Origin of the sequence: Paracoccus sp. 22332 (assembly GCF_052045125.1) — a bacterium.
GTDB classification, from domain to species: Bacteria; Pseudomonadota; Alphaproteobacteria; order Rhodobacterales; family Rhodobacteraceae; genus Paracoccus; species Paracoccus haematequi_A.
The window spans coordinates 1-19172 of the sequence record NZ_JBQEOI010000019.1; the positions used below are offsets into that span (position 1 = coordinate 1).

Sequence of the window (19172 nt, forward strand, 5' to 3'; positions counted from 1 at the left end):
TAGGGCGTGTTGACAAAAGGGATTCACCGGGCGCGGTGATCGTGATTCAAGCTGGTATCTGCAATGGAGACCAGCGTGGCACGAAACCTGATGTCGAACGACGAGTGGGCGTTCTTTGAACGCTTCATCCTGGCTGTCCGTTCTCCGAACGGCCGCAAGCCCACGAACCATCGGCTTGTTCTGGATGGGATTTTCTGGATCGCCCGAACGGGGTCGCCCTGGCGCGACCTGCCGGAAGAGTTCGGCAAATGGTCGTCTGTCTATCGGCAGTTCCGGCGCTGGACGTTGGCGGGGCTGTGGGAACAGATCCTGGAGGCGCTGAACGAGAGCCGGATCGTGCCGGATGCGCTGCAGATGATCGACAGCACCGTGGTTCGCGCTCATCATCAGGCAGCGGGCGCAAAAGGGGGACTCCGCGCCAAGGTTTCGGCCGCTCGCGAGGTGGCTTCACGACCAAGATCCATCTGCGGGTCAATGCGGCAGGCCTGCCCATGAGAACCGAGATCACGGCCGGGCAGACATCGGACTACCTCGGCTTCGATCTGGTCATGGCTGACAACCTGCCCGAGCCAAGCGTTCTGCTCGCAGACCGCGGCTACGACTCCGACAACATCCGCAAGACCATGGAGGTGCGCGACGTGGTGCCGGTCATCCCCATGCGCAAAACCCGGAAGCTACGGGTCGCCGTTGACCGCAGGCTCTACCGCCTGCGCAATCTCGTTGAGCGGTGCTTCAACAAGCTCAAGAATGCCCGTCGCGTCGCCACCCGCTACGACAAGACCGCCGAAAGCTTCCTGGGCTTCATCGACATCACGTCGATCCGCCTCTGGCTCCGCCATTTGTCAACATGACCTAGTGATTGGGATATTGCTGTCCTTATTTTTCGCTTCGCTCTTAGAAATTGATAGCAATACTGTGCAACCGTTCCGAAATGTCACTTTCGCTCTGTTATTTGGTTCCGTTTGCTTTCTGATCTACGAAGTTTTGTGTCTAATTTTTCAGAAGAAGATCCTCGGGAAACAAAATACGATAGTAGCCAGGGCAAGGGGAAGCTTGGTTAAATATAATCTCCTGATAACGCTTCTACTTACTGCAATATTTGCATCATTCTTGGCAATTGATCATGGGGTCATTGGCCGGATGCGAATCATTAACATGATCATGTTTTTCTTTTCAGTAGCCTTAGCAATCAAGGCGGCTTGGAACATTGCCCGGAAAAGTAGGTGAGACTTCGAGGAACACGACATTCTATGATGGAAGTTCTCGACCACTGACCGTCCGCACAAGGTTCAAAAACGGCGAACCCCTAGCCCCGCCAGAACCGCGGCAGCAGCAGGACCAGCACCGACACCAGTTCCAGCCGGCCCAGATACATGCCCAGCGTCATCAGCCATTTGGCGGCTTCGGGAAATTCGGCGACCGAACCGTTGGCGGTGATCTCCGGTCCCCAGACGGGGCCGATATTGGCGATGGCGGTCCAGGCACCGGTCAGGGCTGTGCGGGGGTGCAGGCCCGTCAGCGACAGGCCCACGATCAGCAGCCCGAAGGTCAGCATGAACAGCGTGAAGAAGGCCATCACGGAATCGATCACGTCCTGGTCCAGCGGGCGGCCTTCATAGCGCAGGGCATAGACGCGGTGGGGCGAATGCATCCGGCGCAACTGCGCGCGCACAGCCTGGAACAGCACCAGATAGCGGAACACCTTGACCGAACAGGCGGTCGAGCCGGTGCAGCCGCCGATCAGCCCGCAGATGATCAGGATGGCGATGGGCAGGTGGCCCCAGGTCATCACGTCCGTGGAAAAGAACCCGGTGCCCGAAAAGGTCGAGATCGTGTTGAACACCGTCTCGCGCGTGATGTCGACGATGTTGCCCTGATGGCGCAGGAAGATCACGCGATAGGCGACGATGATCGCGCAGGCATAGAAGATCCAGCGCAGATAGGCGCGGATTTGCAGATCCCGCCAGATCGGCGTGAAATCCCCCCGCATCCCCTGGACCAGCCGGATGAAGGGGATCGAGGCCAGGATCATGAAGAACGACGCCGCCCATTCCAGCGGACCCAGGAAAGCTCCGAAGCTGGCGTCGTAATTGGAAAACCCCCCGGTGGACACCGTGCCGAAGGCTTGCACGATGGCGTCGAAGCCGTTCATGCCCAGCAGCAGATAGGTGATCGTGCAGAAGCCGGTCAGCATGATGTAGATCCGCGTCATCTCGGCCGCGATCTCTCCGGCGCGGGGCATGATCTTGCCCAGGGTGTCGAAGCCCTCGGACCGGAAGAACTGCATCCCGCCGACCTTCATGATCGGCAGGAACACCATGGCGACGACGACGATCCCCAAGCCGCCGATCCAGTGCAGGATGGCGCGCCACAGATGGGTGCCGCGGGGCAGGCCGTCCAGTTCGGGAAAGGCGGTGGTGCCGGTGGTGGTGACGCCCGACATCGCCTCGAAATAGGCGTCGGTGAAGCTGGCGTCGGGCTGACCCAGCATGAAGGGCAGGGCGCCGAAGACCGGCAGCACCGCCCACAGGCCCGAGGTCAGCAGGAAGGCCTGCTGGATCGACAGGCTTTTGTAATCGCCCCAGGTCGCGACCGAGACCAGCGTGCCCGCGACGGTGGTCAGCGCCGCGCATTGCAGAAAGACGACCCAATGCGGATCGCCGTGCCACCAGTCCACCAGCATCGGCGACAGCATCGAAACCCCCAGGGTCACGATGATCTTGCCGATCGGATGGGCCACGGGGCGGAGGTCGATCATGGGGATTGCTTGCCCCGCGCCCTGCCGGGCGTCAAGCGCTCTGCTGGATCGTCCTGCCCGCGCGGTTGATGCGGCCGATCCACAAGGCTGCCCCCAGCAGCACCAGTCCCGCCGCAAGGGCCACCGAGCCCGTGGCGCGGTCGAAGGCGGCATTGGCAAGGGCCAGCAGGGTGTCCGCCTGGGGCGCGGGCAGGGTCGCGGCCAGGGCCAGGGCGCCGTCCAGGGAATCCCGCGCCTGCGCCCCCGATCCGCCTGCTGCCGCGAAGCTGGCGCTGTAGACGCCCGCCATCAGGCTGCCCAGCATGGCGATGCCAAGCGCGCCGCCCAGTTCATAGGACACTTCCTCGACCGAGGCGGCCATGCCCGCCCGGTCGGCGGGCGCGTTCAGCATGATCGCGGACGATGCCGCCGTCATCGCCGCCCCGATGCCCGCGCCCATGATGGCGAAGCTCGCAAGCTCGACCCAGGTCTGGCCGAAACCCGCCCAATAGATCAGGATGCCCGCCCCGCTGATCGCCAGTGTCGCGGACAGCAGGACGCCCGCGCCGATCCGGCCCAGCAGGAGGCCCGCGACCGGCCCCGCCACGAAAGCCGCCAGCGGGATAGGCAGGATGAACAGCCCGGCTTGCAGCGGCGTCATCCCCTGGACCAGTTGCAGGCGCTGCGTGATGACCAGTTCGACCCCCAGCAGCGTTGCGGCGGACACGACGGCCCCGATCACGCCGCCCGAAAAGCGCGGGTCGCGGAACAGCGTCAGGTCGATCATCGGGCTGGCGCTGCGGCGAAGGCGGCGCAGGAACAGCGCCAGGGCCGCCGCGCCCACCGTCGCGGACAGGACCAGCACCAGGACCGAAGGATCGGGCTTGGCGATTTCCTTGATCGCCAGCGTCAGCCCGACCAGCCCGACCAGGGCCTGCACCGATCCGACCGGATCGAAGGGATGGTGCCCGTGGGCCTGGCCCCTGGGGACGAAGGCCAGCGTCAGCGGCAGCGCTGCCAGGACCACCGGCAGGTTGATCAGGAATACCGCGCCCCAGTGGAAATGCTGCAACAGCGCGCCGCCGATCACCGGGCCAAGCGCCGCCCCGCCGGATGCCACCGCCGCCCAGATGCCGATGGCCAGGGCGCGCTGATCGGGGTCGTCGAAGCTGTGGCGGATGATCGACAGCGTGGCGGGCATCATCGCCGCGGCGCCCACCGCCAGGGCCGCGCGCGCCGCGATCAACATCGCCGAGGACGGCGCGAACCCTGCCGCCAGCGAGGCCAGCCCGAAGATCACCAGCCCGATCATGAACATCCGCCGATGCCCGAAGCGGTCGCCAAGCGCCCCCGCGCCCGGCAGCAGACCGGCCACCACCAGCGAATAGGCATTGACGATCCACAGCTTCTCCGTGGCCGAGGCGTCCAGGTCGCGCGTCAATGTCGGCAGCGCCGTATAGAGCACCGTCATGTCGATGACGATCAGGAACAGCGCGGTCGATACGATGGCCAGCACAAGCCAGGGGGAACGGGCGGTCATGTCTCACCTGAAAATGAAGCGCGACGGGGTGGCGAGTCGCAGGCGGTCAGTTTAAATACGATCGTATGGAAACGGAAGGGGCGACATGGCAAGACCGCGCAGCATCGACCGCGAAAAGCTGCTGGACGCGGCCGAGGAGATCGTCCGCAACCAGGGAGCCTCGGCGCTGACCATCGACGCGCTGGCCCGCGCCTGCGGGATCACCAAGGGCGGGGTGCAATACGCCTTCGGGACCAAGGACGACATCATCGACGCGATGTTCACGCGCTGGAACCGCGACTATGACGCGAAATTCGACGCACTCGCCGGTCCGGGCGCCGATCCGGGGCAGCGGCTGCGCGCCCATGTCGCCGCAACGCGCCAAGCGGACGAGGTGTCGATGACCAAGGCCGCCAGCCTGATGGCCGGGCTGATGCAGACCCCTGAACACTTGGCCTCGACCCAGGACTGGTATCGCGACCGCTTGGCGGGGTTGGATGTCGAGACGCCCCAGGGACGTCGCGCGCGGCTGGCCTTCCTGGCCTGCGAAGGGGCGTTCCTGCTGCATTTCCTGCGCTTCATGCCGCTGGAGGATGCGGAATGGCAGGCGGTGTTCGCGGATATCGGCGGGTTGTTGGACAGCGATGGCTGTCCTGACAGTTGACGCGCGAAGGCCCTCGCCTTCGCCGAACGATGCGCCTTCCGTCGCAAACCGCCGGGCCTTCAACGCCCGGCCAGCGTCCGCCCCGCCGATGTCGCCCTAGCTGTTCGGATCCTGATACACGCCGGTTTCCTTCAGCGTGTCCATGACCTCTTTCGGCATATAGGTCTCGTCATGCTTGGCCAGCAGATCGCGGGCCTCGAAGCGGCCGTTGCGATAATATCCCTTGGCGATGGTGCCCTGGCCTTCCGTGAACAGGTCGGGACGCGGGTCGCGGCCGACATAGCTGACGGGAATTTCCGCCGCGCCGTCGGTGATGACGAAATCGAACTCTACCCCGTCGCGGTTGACGATCGAGCCTTCCTTCACCAGCCCGCCCAGCTGGAAATATTCGTCGGGATCGGGCGCGGTCTCGGCCAGCTGCATGGGCGAGCGGTACAGGTTGATGCCGTCGCGAAAGCCGTATCCGATCAGCCCGACCGCGATCACCAGGGCCACGGCGGCCGCGACGATCACCTGGATGCGGCGGCGTTTCTTCAGGGATTTCATGCCTGCCATGGCGATAACCTCATGCTGCCTCGAAGCGGATCGGGCGGCGCAGGAACTGCGTGGCCTTGCCCGACACGCGAACCGGGTCGCCGGTCGTCAGATGTTTCGAATCCGTCCCCGATCCCAGGAATTCCGGCCTGCGTTTCAGATAGTCCGCCAGGCTTTCGGCGACCAGCCCCGCCTGGCTGAAAACCTTGACGTTCGGGCCAAGCGCCTTCTGGAACGCGTCCTGAACCAGCGGGTAATGGGTGCAGCCCAGGATCGCCGCCTCGGGATGGGGCATCCGGCGCAGCAGCGCCTCGACATGGGATACCACAAGCGCCTCGGCCAGGATTTCGTCGCCCATTTCAATGGCATCGACCACGCCGCCGCAAGGCTGCGCCTCGACATCGACGCCGACCGCGCGGAAGGCCAGTTCCCGCTGGAAGGCGCGGCTGGCGACGGTGGCGGGGGTGGCGAACAGGGCGACATGCTTGACCGCGACCTCTCGGGGCGGCGAATTGTCGCCCCAGCGGCGTTCGGTTAGCGCCTCGATCATCGGCACGAAGACGCCCAGCACGCGCTTGTCGGCGGGCAGCCAGGTTTCCTGCATCCGCTTCAGCGCGGCGGCGCTGGCGGTGTTGCAGGCCAGGATCACCAGGTCGCAGCCTTCCTGCCACAGCCGTTCCACGCCCGCGCAGGTCAGGTCGAAGATGTCGTCGGCGGTGCGCGTGCCATAGGGCGTGTGGCTGTTGTCGCCCAGATAGACCAGCGGCAGGTCGGGCAGCCGGGCGGCGATGGCCTGATGGACCGTCAGCCCGCCAAGACCCGAATCGAAAACGCCTACCGCCATGATGCCATTCCCCGCCTGTCGCGACGCCCGTTTTAAGGCGCATCGCGACGGTTTGGAATGACTTAGATCAGGTCGCCGACCAAAGTCGTCATTCGGCGGCCTGCTGCAAGGGCGCCTGGCCGCTGCGGAATTGCGCCAGCAGTTCGGCCCGCCGGGCGGCCGCCTGCGCCGCGGCCTGTTCCTTGACCGGGCCATAGCCGCGCACGGTCAGGGGCAGTTCCGCAAGCTCGATGGCGATGGGCATCGTGGCGTCGGTGACACGCGCCAGAACCTCGCGCATGTCGGATTCGTATTCGCGGATCGCGGCGCGTTCGTGGCGGCGCTCGGCCGTATAGCCGAAGGGGTCGAAGGGCGTGCCGCGCAGGACTTTCAGCCGCGCCAGAACCTTGAAGGCCCCCAGCATCCATTCGCCGTATTCGCGTTTTTTCGGGCGCCCGTCGGCATCCTTGCCGGGCAGGATCGGCGGGGCGAGGTGCAGGGTCAGCTTCGTCTCACCCTCCCACTGCGCGGCGATCTGCTCGGCGGTGGTCAGGTGCAGCCGCGCGACCTCGTATTCGTCCTTGTAGGCCAGAAGCTTGTAATAGCCGCGCGCGACGCTTTCCCGCAGCGGGGCAGGGGCGGCATCGACCAGCTTGCGGAAGCGCCGGGCCAGGCGCTTGCCCTGATAGTCCACCAGCCGCGCCTGGCGATAGGCCACCGGGTCCGGGGGAAGCTGCGTCAGCTCGGCCGGTTTGCGGGTCTGGTCGGGAAAGGCCATGGCCCAGCGGCCGATAAGGAAGGCGCGCTGGTTTTCCGCGACCTTGGCGCCGTTCAGCTCGATGGCTTGCATGATGGCCTCCAGCGACAGCGGCAGCAGGCCCTGCTGCCAGGCCGCGCCCAAGACCAGCATATTGGCATAGATCGAATCGCCCAGCAGCCGCAGCGCCAGGTCGTTGGCGTCGAAGAACGCCACGCGGTCGCGCAGCCGCGCCTGGAGCGCGACCTTCAACTGGTCCGAGGGCACGCGGAAATCGCGCAGGCGGGTGAAATCGCCGGTGATGATTTCGTGATCGTTGACCACCGCGCCGGTGCGGCCCGTGGTCATCAGCCCGATGGTCTTGGCGCCCGCCGTGACCACCAGATCGCCGCCGATGATGCAGTCGGCCTCGCCCACGGCGACGCGGATGGCGCTGATGTCCTCGGGGCGGTTCGCCAGGCGCAGGTGGATATGGACCGCGCCGCCCTTCTGGGCTAGGCCCGCCATCTCCATCATGCCCGCGCCCTTGCCGTCGATATGGGCGGCCTGGGCCAGCACCGCGCCCAGGGTCACAACCCCGGTGCCGCCGACGCCGGTGATGACGACGTTATGGGTGCCGGTGATCGCGGGCAGGGCGGGGCTTGGCAGGTCGGGGATGTCGAAGGATTCGGCCTGGGGTTTCCTCAGCTTGCCGCCCTGGACGGTGACGAAGCTGGGGCAGAAGCCCTTGAGGCAGGAATAGTCCTTGTTGCAGGACGACTGGTCGATCTGGCGCTTGCGGCCCAGTTCGGTGTCCAGCGGCACGATCGACACGCAGTTCGACTGGACGCCGCAATCGCCGCAGCCCTCGCAGACCTCGGGGTTGATCCAGACGCGGCGGTCGGGATCGGGGAAGGTGCCGCGCTTGCGGCGGCGGCGTTTCTCGGCGGCACAGGTCTGGATATAGAGGATCGCGCTGACGCCCTGGGTTTCCGCCAGTTCACGCTGCACGGTCATCAACTCGGCCCGTTCCTCGAAGCGCAGGCCCGCCGGGAACTGCTTGCGGTCGATGTCTTCCTTTTCGTCATAGACGACGACCAGGGGCTTCACGCCCATCGCGACCAGTTCCTCGGCGATCTGCTGGGCCGTCAGCCCGCCCTCGTTCGGCTGGCCGCCGGTCATCGCCACGGCATCGTTGAACAGGATCTTGTAGGTGATGGTGGTGCCCGCCGCGATGGCCGCGCGGATCGCCAGAGACCCGGAATGGTTGTAGGTGCCGTCGCCCAGGTTCTGGAACACATGCTTTCTTTTGCTGAACGGGGCCTCGCCCACCCAGTTCACCCCCTCGCCGCCCATATGGGTGAAGCCGGTGGTTTCGCGGTCCATCCACTGCACCATGTAATGGCAGCCGATGCCCGCATAGGCGCGGCTGCCCTCGGGCAGCTTGGTCGAACTGTTGTGCGGGCAGCCCGAACAGAACCAGGGCGTGCGGGTGGCGATTTCGGGCGCATTGTCGGCGCGACGCACCTCGGACAGGCGGGTCAGCCCGGCCTTGATGTGGTCGGTGCCGCGGCCTTCCTCGATCAGGATCTCGCCGATCTTCTGGGCGATCATCACCGGATCCAGGGCGTATCGGGTCGGGAACAGTTCGGCGCCGGTGCGGTCGTGCTTCCAGCCGTGGACGCGGCGGCCGTGGCGGTTGTCGAAGATCGCTTCCTTCAACTGAACCTCGATCAGCTTGCGCTTTTCCTCGACGCAGACGATCAGTTCCAGCGTTTCCGACCATTCCTGGAAGGACTTCATGTCCAAGGGCCAGGTCTGCCCGACCTTGTAGGTGGTCAGGCCCAGCCGTTCGGCCTCGGATTCGTCGATGCCCAGCAGGGACAGGGCGTGGACCAGATCCAGCCAGTTCTTGCCCGCCGCCACGAAACCGATCTTGGCGCCGGGCTTGCCCCAGACCTTGTGGTCGATCTTGTTGGCGCGCGAAAACGCCTCGGCCGCCCAGCGTTTATAGTCGATCATCCGCGCCTCGGACGCGACGGGCGTGTCGTGCAGGCGGATGTTCAGCCCGCCCTCGGGCATCTGGAAGTCGGGCGTCACGAAGGACAGCCGGAACGGATCGCCGTTCACGACGCTGGTCGCCTCGACCGTGTCCTTCATGGTCTTGAGGCCGGTCCAGACCCCCGCGAAGCGCGACAGGGCAAAGGCATACAGCCCGTAATCCAGGATCTCCTGCACCCCGGCAGGCGACAGCACCGGGATATAGCGGTCGATCATCGCCCAGTCCGACTGGTGCAGCACGGAACTGCTTTCGCCGGTATGGTCATCGCCCATCGCCATCACGACGCCGCCATGAGGCGATGTCCCCGCCATGTTGGCGTGGCGCATCACGTCGCCGGAACGGTCCACGCCCGGCCCCTTGCCATACCACAGCGCGAAGACGCCGTCGTATTTGCCCTCGCCGCGCAGTTCCGCCTGCTGGCTGCCCCAGATGGCGGTCGCGGCCAGATCCTCGTTCAGGCCGGGCTGGAACAGGATGTTCGATGCGGACAGCCGCTTGCTTTCGCGCATCATCGCCAGATCGACGCCCCCCAGCGGCGATCCGCGATAGCCGGTCACGAACCCCGCCGTGTCCAGCCCCGCCGCCTTGTCGCGCGCCGCCTGCATCAGCATCAGCCGCACCAGGGCCTGAGTGCCGTTCAGCAGCACCTGCGGCTTGGTCAGGTCAAAGCGGTCGGCTAGCGAGAATTCTTGCTTGCTCATTGAAACGTCTCCTCCACCACCCGCATTATAGGTCAGGTTTGCTGACCGACGAAGGAAAATGTGCGTGTGCGGCTTTCGCTTGCCGGAATGCTGCATTCAGGATAGGTCTGCAAAAATTGCATGGCAGGCACGGCAGGATTGTAACAGCATGGACTGGGACAAGCTCAGAATATTTCACGCGGTTGCCGATGCGGGCAGCCTGACCCATGCCGGCGACACGCTGCATCTGTCGCAATCGGCGGTCAGCCGGCAGATTCGCGCCCTGGAGGAATCGCTGGGAACCACCCTGTTCCATCGCCACGCGCGCGGACTGATTCTGACCGAGCAGGGCGAACTGCTGTTCGAGGCGACCTCCTCGATGGCGCGCAAGCTGGACACAGCCTCGGCGCGAATCCGCGACAGTGAACAGCATGTCTTCGGCGAATTGAAGGTGACGGCCACGGTCGGCTTCGGCACGCTGTGGCTGGCGCCCAAGCTGGTCAAGCTGTACGACAAGTATCCCGACCTGAAGATCGACCTGATGCTGGAGGAACGGGTGCTGGATCTGCCCATGCGCGAGGCCGACGTGGCGATCCGCATGAAGGAACCCAGCCAGTCCGATCTGATCCGCCGTCGCCTGCTCTCCGTGCGGATGCGCCTTTATGCGACCCAGGAATATCTGGACAAGGCGGGCGTGCCGGAAACCATCGCCGACCTGTCGCCCTATCGGCTGATCTGCCAGAAGCCCGACCAACCCCAGGTCGCGGCGGGCGCGCGGCTGGTGCAGGAAATCATGGCCCAGAACATCGGATCGACGCTGACGGTCAACAACTATTTCGGCGTCCTGCAAGCCGTTCTGGCCAATCTGGGGATCGGCGTGCTGCCCGATTACCTGACTGCCGACCACAAGCGGCTGGTGCGGGTGCTGCCGAATCTGGATTCGGGCGAGGTGCCGGTGTTCCTGGCCTATCCCGAGGAACTGCGCCAAACCCGCCGCGTGACCGTGTTCCGCGATTTCGTGCTGGAGGAAATCCAGGCCTTCCGCCGCCGCCAGAGCGAAGCCCTGCTGCTGTCCGAGGCCGCCGCGACCGACTAAGGTCGCAAGTCGCGCGACATATCTGCAACTTCCGCGTGTCGCCATTCCGCCACTGCATGGCGGCTATGCGGGCGGGGCGGTGCCATTGGTCTTGAACCGTTAACAACCTGCCCATAAATCAAGCGTCGAAGGCGATGGTCAGCGTAATCGCTCATCACCTTCTACCTCCCTGTTGGACTTAGGCCGGGCCTCGTGCCCGGCTTTTTTTTGGCCGTGCCTCGGGGGCGGGCCTCGGGCGGGCCTTCCCATGCGCGGCATCTGGCCATAAAAGGCCGGGAAACCTCGGCAGGAAGGCACCACGATGCAGGAACCGACGATCACCCCCGACCTGATCGCCGCGCACGGGCTGAAGCCCGACGAATACGACCGGATCCTGGACATCATCGGGCGCGAACCCACGTTCACCGAACTGGGCATCTTCTCGGCGATGTGGAACGAGCATTGCTCTTATAAATCGTCCAAGAAATGGCTGCGCACCCTGCCGACGACCGGCCCGCAGGTGATCTGCGGCCCCGGTGAAAACGCGGGCGTGGTGGACATCGGCGACGGCCAGGCGGTGGTCTTCAAGATGGAAAGCCACAACCACCCCTCCTATATCGAGCCGCACCAGGGCGCCGCGACCGGCGTGGGCGGCATCCTGCGCGACGTGTTCACCATGGGCGCGCGGCCCATCGCCGCCATGGACGCGCTGTCCTTCGGCCGCCCCGAACATCCCAAGACCCCGCATCTGGTCAAGGGCGTGGTCGAGGGCATCGGCGCCTATGGCAACGCTTTCGGCGTCCCGAACGTGGGCGGAGAGGTGCGCTTCCACCGCAGCTATGACGGCAACTGCCTGGTCAACGCCTTCGCGGCGGGTCTGGCCGATGCGGACAAGATTTTCTATTCGGCGGCCTCGGGGATCGGGATGCCGGTCGTCTATCTGGGCGCCAAGACCGGCCGCGACGGGGTGGGCGGCGCAACCATGGCATCGGCCGAGTTCGACGACTCCATCGAGGAAAAGCGTCCCACGGTGCAGGTGGGCGACCCCTTCACCGAGAAATGCCTGCTGGAAGCCTGCCTGGAACTGATGCAGACGGATTCCGTCATTTCGATCCAGGATATGGGCGCGGCCGGGCTGACCTGTTCGGCGGTCGAGATGGGCGACAAGGGCGGGCTGGGCATCAAGCTGATCCTCGACGCCGTGCCGCAGCGCGAAACCGCCATGACGGCCTATGAGATGATGCTGTCGGAATCCCAGGAACGGATGCTGATGGTGCTGAAGCCCGAGAAAGAGGCCGAAGCCCGCGCGATCTTCGAGAAATGGGATCTGGATTTCGCCATCGTGGGCGAGACCATCGCCGAGGACCGCTTCCTGATCCTGCATGGCAATGAGGTCAAGGCCGACCTGCCGCTGTCCAAGCTGTCCTCCAGCGCGCCGGAATACGACCGGCCCTGGGTGGAAACCCCTGCCGCCGGTCCCGCGCCGATCCTGCCGCCGATCACGCCCATCAAGGCGCTGCGGGCGCTGATCGGCTCGCCCAACCATGCCCACAAGGGCTGGGTCTGGGAACAATACGACACCCAGGTCGGCGCCGACACGATCCGCCGCCCCGGCATGGGCGCGGGCGTGGTCCGTGTCCACGGCACGAACAAGGCGCTGGCCTTTACCAGCGATGTGACGCCCCGCTACGTCAAGGCGAACCCCTTCGAGGGCGGCAAGCAGGCCGTGGCCGAGGCCTATCGCAACCTGACCGCCGTGGGCGCGCTGCCGCTGGCCACCACCGACAACCTGAACTTCGGCAATCCCGAAAAGCCCGAGATCATGGGCCAGCTTGTCGGCGCCATCAAGGGCATCGGAGAAGCCTGCGCGGCGCTGGATTTCCCGATCGTGTCGGGCAATGTGTCGCTGTACAACGAAACCGACGGCAAGGGCATCCTGCCCACGCCCACCATCGGCGGCGTGGGCCTCATCGACGACCTGTCGAACCTGATCGCGGGCCTGCCGTCGGAAGGCGACGTGGCCGTCGTCATCGGCGAGACGCGCGGCCACCTGGGCCAGTCGGCCCTTGCCGCCGAGGCCTTCGGGATCGAGGAAGGCGACGCCCCCCCTGTCGATCTGGCCGCCGAGCGCAAGCATGGCGAATTCCTGCGCGCCAACCGCGCGCTGGTGACATCGGCGACCGACCTGTCCGACGGCGGCCTGGCGCTTGCCGCCTTCGAGATGGCCGAGGCGGCGGGCATCGGCATCCGGCTGGACAGCGGCGACATCGCGCAGCTGTTCGGAGAGGACCAGGCCCGCTATCTGGTCGCCTGCACGGCGGAAGGCGCCGACGCCCTGCTGAAGGCCGCCGACGCGGCAGGCGTTCCCGCCGCGCAAGCGGGCGTCTTCGGCGGCCTGGCCGTGCAGATGGGCGATGACGTGGGCGATCTGGCGGACCTGTCGCAGCTTTACCGCACCGCCTTTGCCAAGGCGATCCGGGGCGACATGCCGGATCACGCATGACGGTCAAGGCCCCGGCCGGTTACGCCGCCATCGTCACCGCAGCCGGACGCGGCACCCGCGCGGGGGGCGAGCCGAAGCAATGGCGCGACCTCGCGGGCCGCAGCGTCCTGGCCCGCGCCCTGGACGCCTTCGCGGGCTTCGACCGTGTGGTGCTGGTGGTCCATCCCGACGACATGGCCCGCGCCGTCGCCGGTTTCGCAGGCGGCGTGACCATCGTCACCGGAGGCGAGACTCGGGCCGCCAGCGTCTTGGCGGGACTTGAGGCGCTGCAAGGACAGGCTACCCACGTCCTGATCCATGACGGCGCGCGGCCCCTTGTCAGCGATGTGGTGATCCGGGGCGTCGTCGACGCGCTGCAAGGGGGTGCGCCGGCTGCCGCCCCGGCGCTGCCGGTGACGGATGCACTGTGGCGCGGACGGGACAACATCGTCACTGGGACCGCCTCTCGGGACGGTCTTTTCCGCGCACAGACCCCGCAGGGCTTTGCCTTGGACCAAATATCCAAGGCGCATCGCCTGCACCCGGACGACGCCGCCGACGATGTGGAACTGGCCCTCAAGGCCGGGATCCCGGTTGCCATCACGCCAGGGTCCGAGGACAATCTGAAGATCACCTTTCCCGCCGATTTCGCGCGGGCCGAACGCATTCTGGGGGTCGCGATGGATATCCGCCTTGGCAACGGCTACGACGTTCACGCCTTCGGGCCGGGCGACCACGTCTGGCTCTGCGGCGTGCGGATCGCGCATGAGGCGGGCCTGGTCGGCCATTCCGACGCCGATGTGGGGATGCACGCCCTGACCGACGCCATCTATGGCGCCCTGGCCGAGGGCGATATCGGCCGCCATTTCCCGCCCAGCGATCCGCAATGGAAGGGCGCCGACAGCGCCATCTTCCTGGCCCATGCGGCCGACCTGGCCCGCGAACGGGGGTTCACCTTCGGCAATGCCGACGTGACGCTGATCTGCGAGGCGCCGAAAATCGGCCCACACGCGCAGGCCATGCAGGCACGTCTGGCGCAGATCATGCACGTCGATCCGGCGCGCATCAGCGTCAAGGCCACCACCTCGGAACGGCTGGGCTTCACCGGGCGGCGCGAAGGCATCGCCGCCATCGCCACCGCCGCGCTGATGAAGGCCTGACCCATGATCGCGATGATCGTCACCTTTTTCGGCATCGGCCGCCTGCGTCCCGCGCCCGGCACCTGGGGATCCGCCGCCGCCGTCCTGCTGGCGGTGCTGGTCTATCAGGCCGGGGGGGCGCTGCTGATCCCCTTGGGCGCGGTTCTTGCCGCCTTGATCGGATTTTGGGCGGTGCCGCAGGCGCTGCGCATGACCACCGACGAAGACCCGTCCTGGATCGTCATCGACGAGGTGGCGGGCCAGTGGCTGGCCATGTCCTTTACCGTCATCCCGCTGTGGCGGCACGGGATCTCGATCCTCGACGCCTGGCCGGGCTTTGTCGTGCCCTTCCTGCTGTTCCGGCTGTTCGACATCTGGAAACCCTGGCTGGTGGGCCGCGCCGACCGGCAGGGCGGGGCCGTGGGCGTGATGATGGACGACCTGTGGGCCGGGCTGTTCGCGGGCGTCGGGTCCGTCGCCTTGGCGGGCCTTTACCATGCCGTGCTGGAGCCGATGCTGTGACCCTTGCCTCTGACGTTCTGGATGCCGCCCGCGCGCGCGGCGTGATGATCGCCACCGCCGAAAGCTGCACCGGCGGGCTGATCGCGGGCGCGCTGACCGAGGTGCCGGGATCCTCGGACGCTGTGGATCGGGGCTTCGTCACCTATTCCAATGCCGCCAAGCGGCAGATGCTGGGCGTGCGCGCCGAAACGCTGGACGCCCACGGCGCCGTCAGCGAACAGGTCGCGGCGGAAATGGCCCTGGGCGCGCTGCGCAACTCGGATGCCGGGATCGCGGTGTCGGTGACAGGGATCGCCGGGCCGGGCGGGTCGGAACACAAGCCCGAGGGGCGCGTCTGCTTCGGCATCGCCCAGCCCTTCGGCACCCGCACGGAAACCGTGGAATTCGGCGCCATCGGCCGCAGCCAGATCCGCGCCGCGACCGTGGACCACGCGCTGCGGATGCTGCTGGACGCGTTGCGCGGCTAGCAACGCGCGACGGGTTAACAGCCCGTTAACGCGCCCCCGCCACCCTTGCGCCCTGGTTTCAGGACGGGGGTATTCATGCCAAGCGTTGAGGAAGTCGCGGCCCAGATCGTCGGGCGCGAGGGCGGTTATGTGAACGACCCGGACGATCCGGGCGGCGCCACGAATTTCGGCGTGACCATCGGGACGATGAAGGCTCTGGGCCTGGATCTGAACCGCGACGGGCGCATCGACGCGACCGACGTGCGGTCGCTGACCCGTGGCCAGGCGCAGCAGATCTTCGTCGAACACTATTTCCGCCGCCCGCGCCTGTCGGAATTGCCCGAGGCGGTGCAGGCCAGCGTCTTCGACATGTATGTGAACGCCGGGACCAATGCGGTGAAGATCCTGCAACGGCTGGTCGCGCGCATGGGCTTTTCGGCCACGGCGGACGGCGTGATCGGCCCGCAGACCGTCGCGGCCGCGCGCGACGCCGCCGCTGCGGCGCCCGATCACCTGGCCGATGCCTATGGGATCGCCCGGCGAAATTACTACTATGCCTTGGCCGATCAGCGCCCGGCCAGCCGCAAATATGCGCGCAGCAAGGCGGGCGGCAAGGGCGGCTGGATCATCCGGGCCGAGGAATTCATCAGCCCCCGCTATCACCTGACCGAGGCCGAGCATCGCGAAAGGACCGCCAAATGGGCATGATCGACCGCTTCATCGGGCTGGGGCAGGGCGTCACCGCCCTGGGCAGCGCCGCGACCGGCATGGCCGAGGTCTTCACCCAGAACGCCACCCGCAAGATGGAGCTTGAGGAGGAGGCTTATGCCCGCGCCATCACCCAGTTGGGACAGGAATTCCAGACCGTCCGCCCCGGCTTTTTCGACAGCTTCGTCAACGGCCTGAACAGGCTTCCCCGGCCGCTTCTGGCCTTGGGGACGATGGGCCTGTTCGTCTATGCCATGGTCGAGCCGCAGGGCTTCGGCCTGCGCATGGTCGGGCTGCAACAGGTGCCCGAACCGCTGTGGTGGCTGCTGGGGGCCATCGTCGGCTTCTATTTCGGCGCGCGAGAGGCGCATCATTTCCGCCACCGCGTCTGGCCCGCCGCGCAGGTGCAGACCAGCGTCACGGCGACGGCGGGGCAGGCATCGACCGGGCAGGTGCCGGCCCAGCGTCCCGACGACGATTTCGCCGACAACGCGGCGCTGCGCGACTGGGTGGCGACCCTGCGCGAATAGGCCGCAGCGCGCGACACGCAAAACTGATGACGGCGACCAAGGGGGGACTTTCCCCCCTTTTTCTGTGGCCCTATGATCGGCGGAACCCAAGGATCCAAGCCATGACAGCAGAATTCGGCCATTTCGCCCTGATCCTCGCCTTTGCGGTATCGCTGTTCCAGATGGTGGTGCCGATGATCGGGGCGTCGAAGGGATGGGGGCCGTGGATGGACAGCGCCCGTCCCGCCGCCGTGGCGCAGTTCCTGCTGGTCGGGCTGTCCTTCGCGGCGCTGACGATGGCCTTCGTCTCGTCCGACTTCTCGCTGAAGCTGGTTTACGAGAATTCGCATACCGCGAAACCCATGCTCTACAAGATCAGCGGCGTCTGGGGGAACCACGAAGGATCCATGCTGCTGTGGGTGCTGATTCTGGCGCTGTTCGGCGCGGCGGCCGCGGCTTTCGGCGACAACCTGCCGCCGGCGCTGCGGGCGCGGGTGCTGGCGGTGCAGGCGGCGATCGGCGCGGCCTTCTATGCCTTCATCATCTTCACCTCGAACCCGTTCCTGCGGCTGGCAAGCCCGCCCTTCGACGGGCGCGACCTGAACCCGCTGCTGCAAGACCCCGGTTTGGCGTTTCACCCGCCGTTCCTTTACCTGGGCTATGTCGGCCTTTCGATGGCCTTCAGCTTCGCCGTCGCCGCCCTGATCGAGGGGCGCGTGGACGCCGCCTGGGCGCGTTGGGTGCGGCCCTGGACGCTGGCCGCCTGGATGTTCCTGACCATCGGCATCGCGCTTGGCAGCTGGTGGGCCTATTACGAGCTTGGCTGGGGCGGCTTCTGGTTCTGGGATCCGGTGGAAAACGCCAGCTTCATGCCTTGGCTGCTGGCCGCCGCCCTGCTGCACAGCGCCGTTGTGGTGGAAAAGCGCGAGGCGCTGAAAAGCTGGACCATCCTGCTGGCGATCATGGCCTTCGGCTTTTCGATGATCGGGACGTTCATCGTCCGGTCGGGCGTGATCACATCCGTCCACAGCTTCGCCAGCGATCCGGCGCGGGGCGTATTCATCCTGGGCATCCTGGTGGTCTTCACCGGCGGGGCGCTGACGCTCTATGCCGCGCGGGCGCAGCAGATGACGGCCAAGGGGGTCTTCGCGCCGGTGTCGCGCGAAGGGGCCTTGGTGCTGAACAACGTCCTGCTGGCGGTCTCGGCCTTCGTGGTCTTTATCGGCACGATGTGGCCGCTGATCGCGGAACTGCTGTGGGACCGCAAGCTGTCGGTCGGCGCACCCTTCTTCAACCAGGCCTTCACACCGTTCATGATCGTGCTGGCCATGGTGCTTCCCTTGGGGTCGATCCTGCCCTGGAAGCGGGCGGTTCTGGGCCGGGCGATGCGGCCGCTGTGGCCCGCGCTGGCGCTGACCGGCGCGGTCATGGCGCTTGTCTGGGCGGTCTCGACCGGGCGGTCGGCCATTGCCGTCATCGGCGCGGGCCTGGGCGCCTGGATCATCTTCGGCGCCATCGCCGAACTGATCCACCGCACCGGCCAGTCGGGCCTGTCGCGCCTGTTGCGCCTGCCGCGCGCCGATTGGGGCAAGGCCACCGCCCATGCCGGACTGGGCGTCACCTTCATCGGCGTCGCCCTGCTGACCGCCTGGCAGGTCGAGGATATCCGCGTGGCGCAGGTCGGACAGCCCTTCACGGTCGCCGATTACCAGATCACCCTGCAAAGCGTGGATGAGGTCGAGGGGCCGAACTATCTCTCGACCATGGCGACGATGCAGGTGGCGCGCAACGGTCGGACGGTCGCCACCCTGCATCCCGAAAAGCGCGTCTATCCCGTCCAGGCCATGCCCACGACCGAGGCCGCCATCGACAACGGCATCTTCCGCGACATCTATCTGGTCATCGGCGACGCGCAGGCGGATGGCGGCTGGGCGGTGCGGATCTATATCAAGCCCTTCGCGAACTGGATCTGGGCGGGGTCGCTGCTGATGGCGCTTGGTGGCATCGTCAGCCTGTCCGACCGCCGTTATCGCGTGGCCGCGGGCGCCCGCCGCGCGCCGGCCAAGACGGTGCCCGCGGAATGAGGCGGCTTGTCCTGCTGATTGCCCTGCTGCTGCCGGTCGCGGCCTTCGCTGTCCAACCGGACGAGGTTCTGCCCGATGCGGCAGCCGAGGCGCGGGCACGCGAGATCTCGCAAAAGCTGCGCTGCCCGGTTTGCCAGGGCGAGAATATCGACGAATCGAACGCCCCCATCAGCCGCGACCTGCGGCTGTATGTGCGGGAACGGATCGTGGCGGGCGACAGCAATGACCAGGTGATCGACGCGGTGGTGGACCGTTTCGGCGAATTCGTGCTGTTCGAGCCGCGCGCCCAGGGAGGCAACCTGGTGCTGTGGCTGGCGGGACCGCTGGCGCTGTTGCTGGCCCTGCTGGGCGCCTGGCGCTTCTTGCGGTCCCGCGCCACGGCCTGCCCCGAGGATGCGCAGGTCCTGACCCAGGCGGAACGCGACCGGCTGGATCAGATCATGCGCGACTGA

The 19172-nt window shown here is 66.4% G+C and carries 15 protein-coding genes and 1 pseudogene; 11 read left to right on the forward strand and 5 right to left on the reverse strand.

Annotated elements, in window-relative coordinates; all coding sequences use genetic code 11:
• Positions 1-90 precede the first annotated feature (90 nt).
• Positions 91-851: pseudogene (locus tag ACTJI6_RS16035) on the forward strand (IS5 family transposase).
• A 455-nt stretch (positions 852-1306) separates the two neighbouring features.
• Here ACTJI6_RS16035 and ACTJI6_RS16040 read toward each other — a convergent pair.
• Together ACTJI6_RS16040 and ACTJI6_RS16045 are read right to left on the reverse strand one after the other, a co-directional pair.
• Complete coding sequence (locus ACTJI6_RS16040; protein ID WP_440802049.1) at positions 1307-2758, reverse strand: TrkH family potassium uptake protein; 1452 nt, start codon at positions 2756-2758, stop codon at positions 1307-1309.
• Between the two features lie 31 nt (positions 2759-2789).
• Positions 2790-4277, reverse strand: a complete 1488-nt coding sequence (locus tag ACTJI6_RS16045) for an MFS transporter (protein ID WP_440802050.1) — start codon at positions 4275-4277, stop codon at positions 2790-2792.
• Positions 4278-4362: 85 nt separating this feature from the next.
• On the opposite strand from ACTJI6_RS16045, the gene ACTJI6_RS16050 reads away from it, so the two are divergent.
• On the forward strand, positions 4363-4920 hold the full coding sequence (locus tag ACTJI6_RS16050; protein WP_440802051.1) for a TetR/AcrR family transcriptional regulator: 558 nt from the start codon (positions 4363-4365) through the stop codon (positions 4918-4920).
• Positions 4921-5016: 96 nt separating this feature from the next.
• On the opposite strand, the gene ccmE is transcribed toward ACTJI6_RS16050, so the two are convergent.
• From ccmE to ACTJI6_RS16065, 3 genes are all read right to left on the reverse strand, one after another.
• Positions 5017-5466, reverse strand: coding sequence for a cytochrome c maturation protein CcmE (gene ccmE / locus ACTJI6_RS16055; RefSeq protein ID WP_440802119.1), 450 nt, complete (start codon positions 5464-5466; stop codon positions 5017-5019).
• 19 nt (positions 5467-5485) lie between these two features.
• The gene (locus tag ACTJI6_RS16060) at positions 5486-6298 is read right to left on the reverse strand and encodes a glutamate racemase (protein WP_440802053.1); all 813 of its coding nucleotides are present in this window, start codon (positions 6296-6298) and stop codon (positions 5486-5488) included.
• A gap of 88 nt (positions 6299-6386) precedes the next feature.
• Positions 6387-9776, reverse strand: a complete 3390-nt coding sequence (locus ACTJI6_RS16065) for an indolepyruvate ferredoxin oxidoreductase family protein (protein WP_440802054.1) — start codon at positions 9774-9776, stop codon at positions 6387-6389.
• Positions 9777-9924: 148 nt separating this feature from the next.
• Here ACTJI6_RS16065 and ACTJI6_RS16070 point away from each other — a divergent pair, with 148 nt between their 5' ends.
• The 9 genes from ACTJI6_RS16070 (at position 9925) to ACTJI6_RS16110 (ending at position 19172) form a co-directional block, all read left to right on the forward strand.
• Positions 9925-10851 (forward strand): LysR family transcriptional regulator, encoded by a 927-nt coding sequence (locus ACTJI6_RS16070; protein ID WP_126155557.1) that lies wholly within the window; start codon positions 9925-9927, stop codon positions 10849-10851.
• A 301-nt stretch (positions 10852-11152) separates the two neighbouring features.
• On the forward strand, positions 11153-13333 hold the full coding sequence (purL, locus tag ACTJI6_RS16075; RefSeq protein WP_440802057.1) for a phosphoribosylformylglycinamidine synthase subunit PurL: 2181 nt from the start codon (positions 11153-11155) through the stop codon (positions 13331-13333).
• Positions 13330-14472, forward strand: a complete 1143-nt coding sequence (locus ACTJI6_RS16080; RefSeq protein WP_440802059.1) for a bifunctional 2-C-methyl-D-erythritol 4-phosphate cytidylyltransferase/2-C-methyl-D-erythritol 2,4-cyclodiphosphate synthase — start codon at positions 13330-13332, stop codon at positions 14470-14472. Before purL ends, ACTJI6_RS16080 begins: the two co-directional genes overlap by 4 nt.
• A gap of 3 nt (positions 14473-14475) precedes the next feature.
• Positions 14476-14973, forward strand: coding sequence for a phosphatidylglycerophosphatase A family protein (locus tag ACTJI6_RS16085; RefSeq protein WP_440802060.1), 498 nt, complete (start codon positions 14476-14478; stop codon positions 14971-14973).
• Positions 14970-15440, forward strand: coding sequence for a CinA family protein (locus ACTJI6_RS16090; protein ID WP_440802062.1), 471 nt, complete (start codon positions 14970-14972; stop codon positions 15438-15440). Before ACTJI6_RS16085 ends, ACTJI6_RS16090 begins: the two co-directional genes overlap by 4 nt.
• A gap of 75 nt (positions 15441-15515) precedes the next feature.
• Positions 15516-16127 carry a holin-associated N-acetylmuramidase gene (locus tag ACTJI6_RS16095; RefSeq protein ID WP_440802065.1) on the forward strand — a complete coding sequence of 204 codons (612 nt, stop codon included), beginning with the start codon at positions 15516-15518 and terminating at the stop codon, positions 16125-16127.
• The gene (locus ACTJI6_RS16100; RefSeq protein WP_440802066.1) at positions 16118-16657 is read left to right on the forward strand and encodes a holin family protein; all 540 of its coding nucleotides are present in this window, start codon (positions 16118-16120) and stop codon (positions 16655-16657) included. The genes ACTJI6_RS16095 and ACTJI6_RS16100 overlap by 10 nt, the downstream gene beginning before the upstream one ends.
• A gap of 101 nt (positions 16658-16758) precedes the next feature.
• Positions 16759-18720 carry a heme lyase CcmF/NrfE family subunit gene (locus ACTJI6_RS16105; protein WP_440802069.1) on the forward strand — a complete coding sequence of 654 codons (1962 nt, stop codon included), beginning with the start codon at positions 16759-16761 and terminating at the stop codon, positions 18718-18720.
• Positions 18717-19172: a cytochrome c-type biogenesis protein gene (locus tag ACTJI6_RS16110; RefSeq protein ID WP_126155551.1), complete on the forward strand. Its 456-nt coding sequence runs from the start codon at positions 18717-18719 to the stop codon at positions 19170-19172. Before ACTJI6_RS16105 ends, ACTJI6_RS16110 begins: the two co-directional genes overlap by 4 nt.

Excerpts from the sequence above, each read along its gene's own strand:
- ACTJI6_RS16065 (WP_440802054.1), bottom strand. The coding sequence starts at position 9,776 with ATGAGCAAGCAAGAATTCTCGCTAGCCGACCGCTTTGACCTGACCAAG.
- ACTJI6_RS16050 (WP_440802051.1), top strand. The coding sequence starts at position 4,363 with ATGGCAAGACCGCGCAGCATCGACCGCGAAAAGCTGCTGGACGCGGCC.
- purL (WP_440802057.1), top strand. The coding sequence starts at position 11,153 with ATGCAGGAACCGACGATCACCCCCGACCTGATCGCCGCGCACGGGCTG.
- ACTJI6_RS16085 (WP_440802060.1), top strand. The coding sequence starts at position 14,476 with ATGATCGCGATGATCGTCACCTTTTTCGGCATCGGCCGCCTGCGTCCC.
- ACTJI6_RS16080 (WP_440802059.1), top strand. The coding sequence starts at position 13,330 with ATGACGGTCAAGGCCCCGGCCGGTTACGCCGCCATCGTCACCGCAGCC.
- ACTJI6_RS16045 (WP_440802050.1), bottom strand. The coding sequence starts at position 4,277 with ATGACCGCCCGTTCCCCCTGGCTTGTGCTGGCCATCGTATCGACCGCG.
- ACTJI6_RS16095 (WP_440802065.1), top strand. The coding sequence starts at position 15,516 with ATGCCAAGCGTTGAGGAAGTCGCGGCCCAGATCGTCGGGCGCGAGGGC.
- ACTJI6_RS16060 (WP_440802053.1), bottom strand. The coding sequence starts at position 6,298 with ATGGCGGTAGGCGTTTTCGATTCGGGTCTTGGCGGGCTGACGGTCCAT.
- ccmE (WP_440802119.1), bottom strand. The coding sequence starts at position 5,466 with ATGAAATCCCTGAAGAAACGCCGCCGCATCCAGGTGATCGTCGCGGCC.
- ACTJI6_RS16100 (WP_440802066.1), top strand. The coding sequence starts at position 16,118 with ATGGGCATGATCGACCGCTTCATCGGGCTGGGGCAGGGCGTCACCGCC.
- ACTJI6_RS16110 (WP_126155551.1), top strand. The coding sequence starts at position 18,717 with ATGAGGCGGCTTGTCCTGCTGATTGCCCTGCTGCTGCCGGTCGCGGCC.
- ACTJI6_RS16040 (WP_440802049.1), bottom strand. The coding sequence starts at position 2,758 with ATGATCGACCTCCGCCCCGTGGCCCATCCGATCGGCAAGATCATCGTG.
- ACTJI6_RS16105 (WP_440802069.1), top strand. The coding sequence starts at position 16,759 with ATGACAGCAGAATTCGGCCATTTCGCCCTGATCCTCGCCTTTGCGGTA.
- ACTJI6_RS16070 (WP_126155557.1), top strand. The coding sequence starts at position 9,925 with ATGGACTGGGACAAGCTCAGAATATTTCACGCGGTTGCCGATGCGGGC.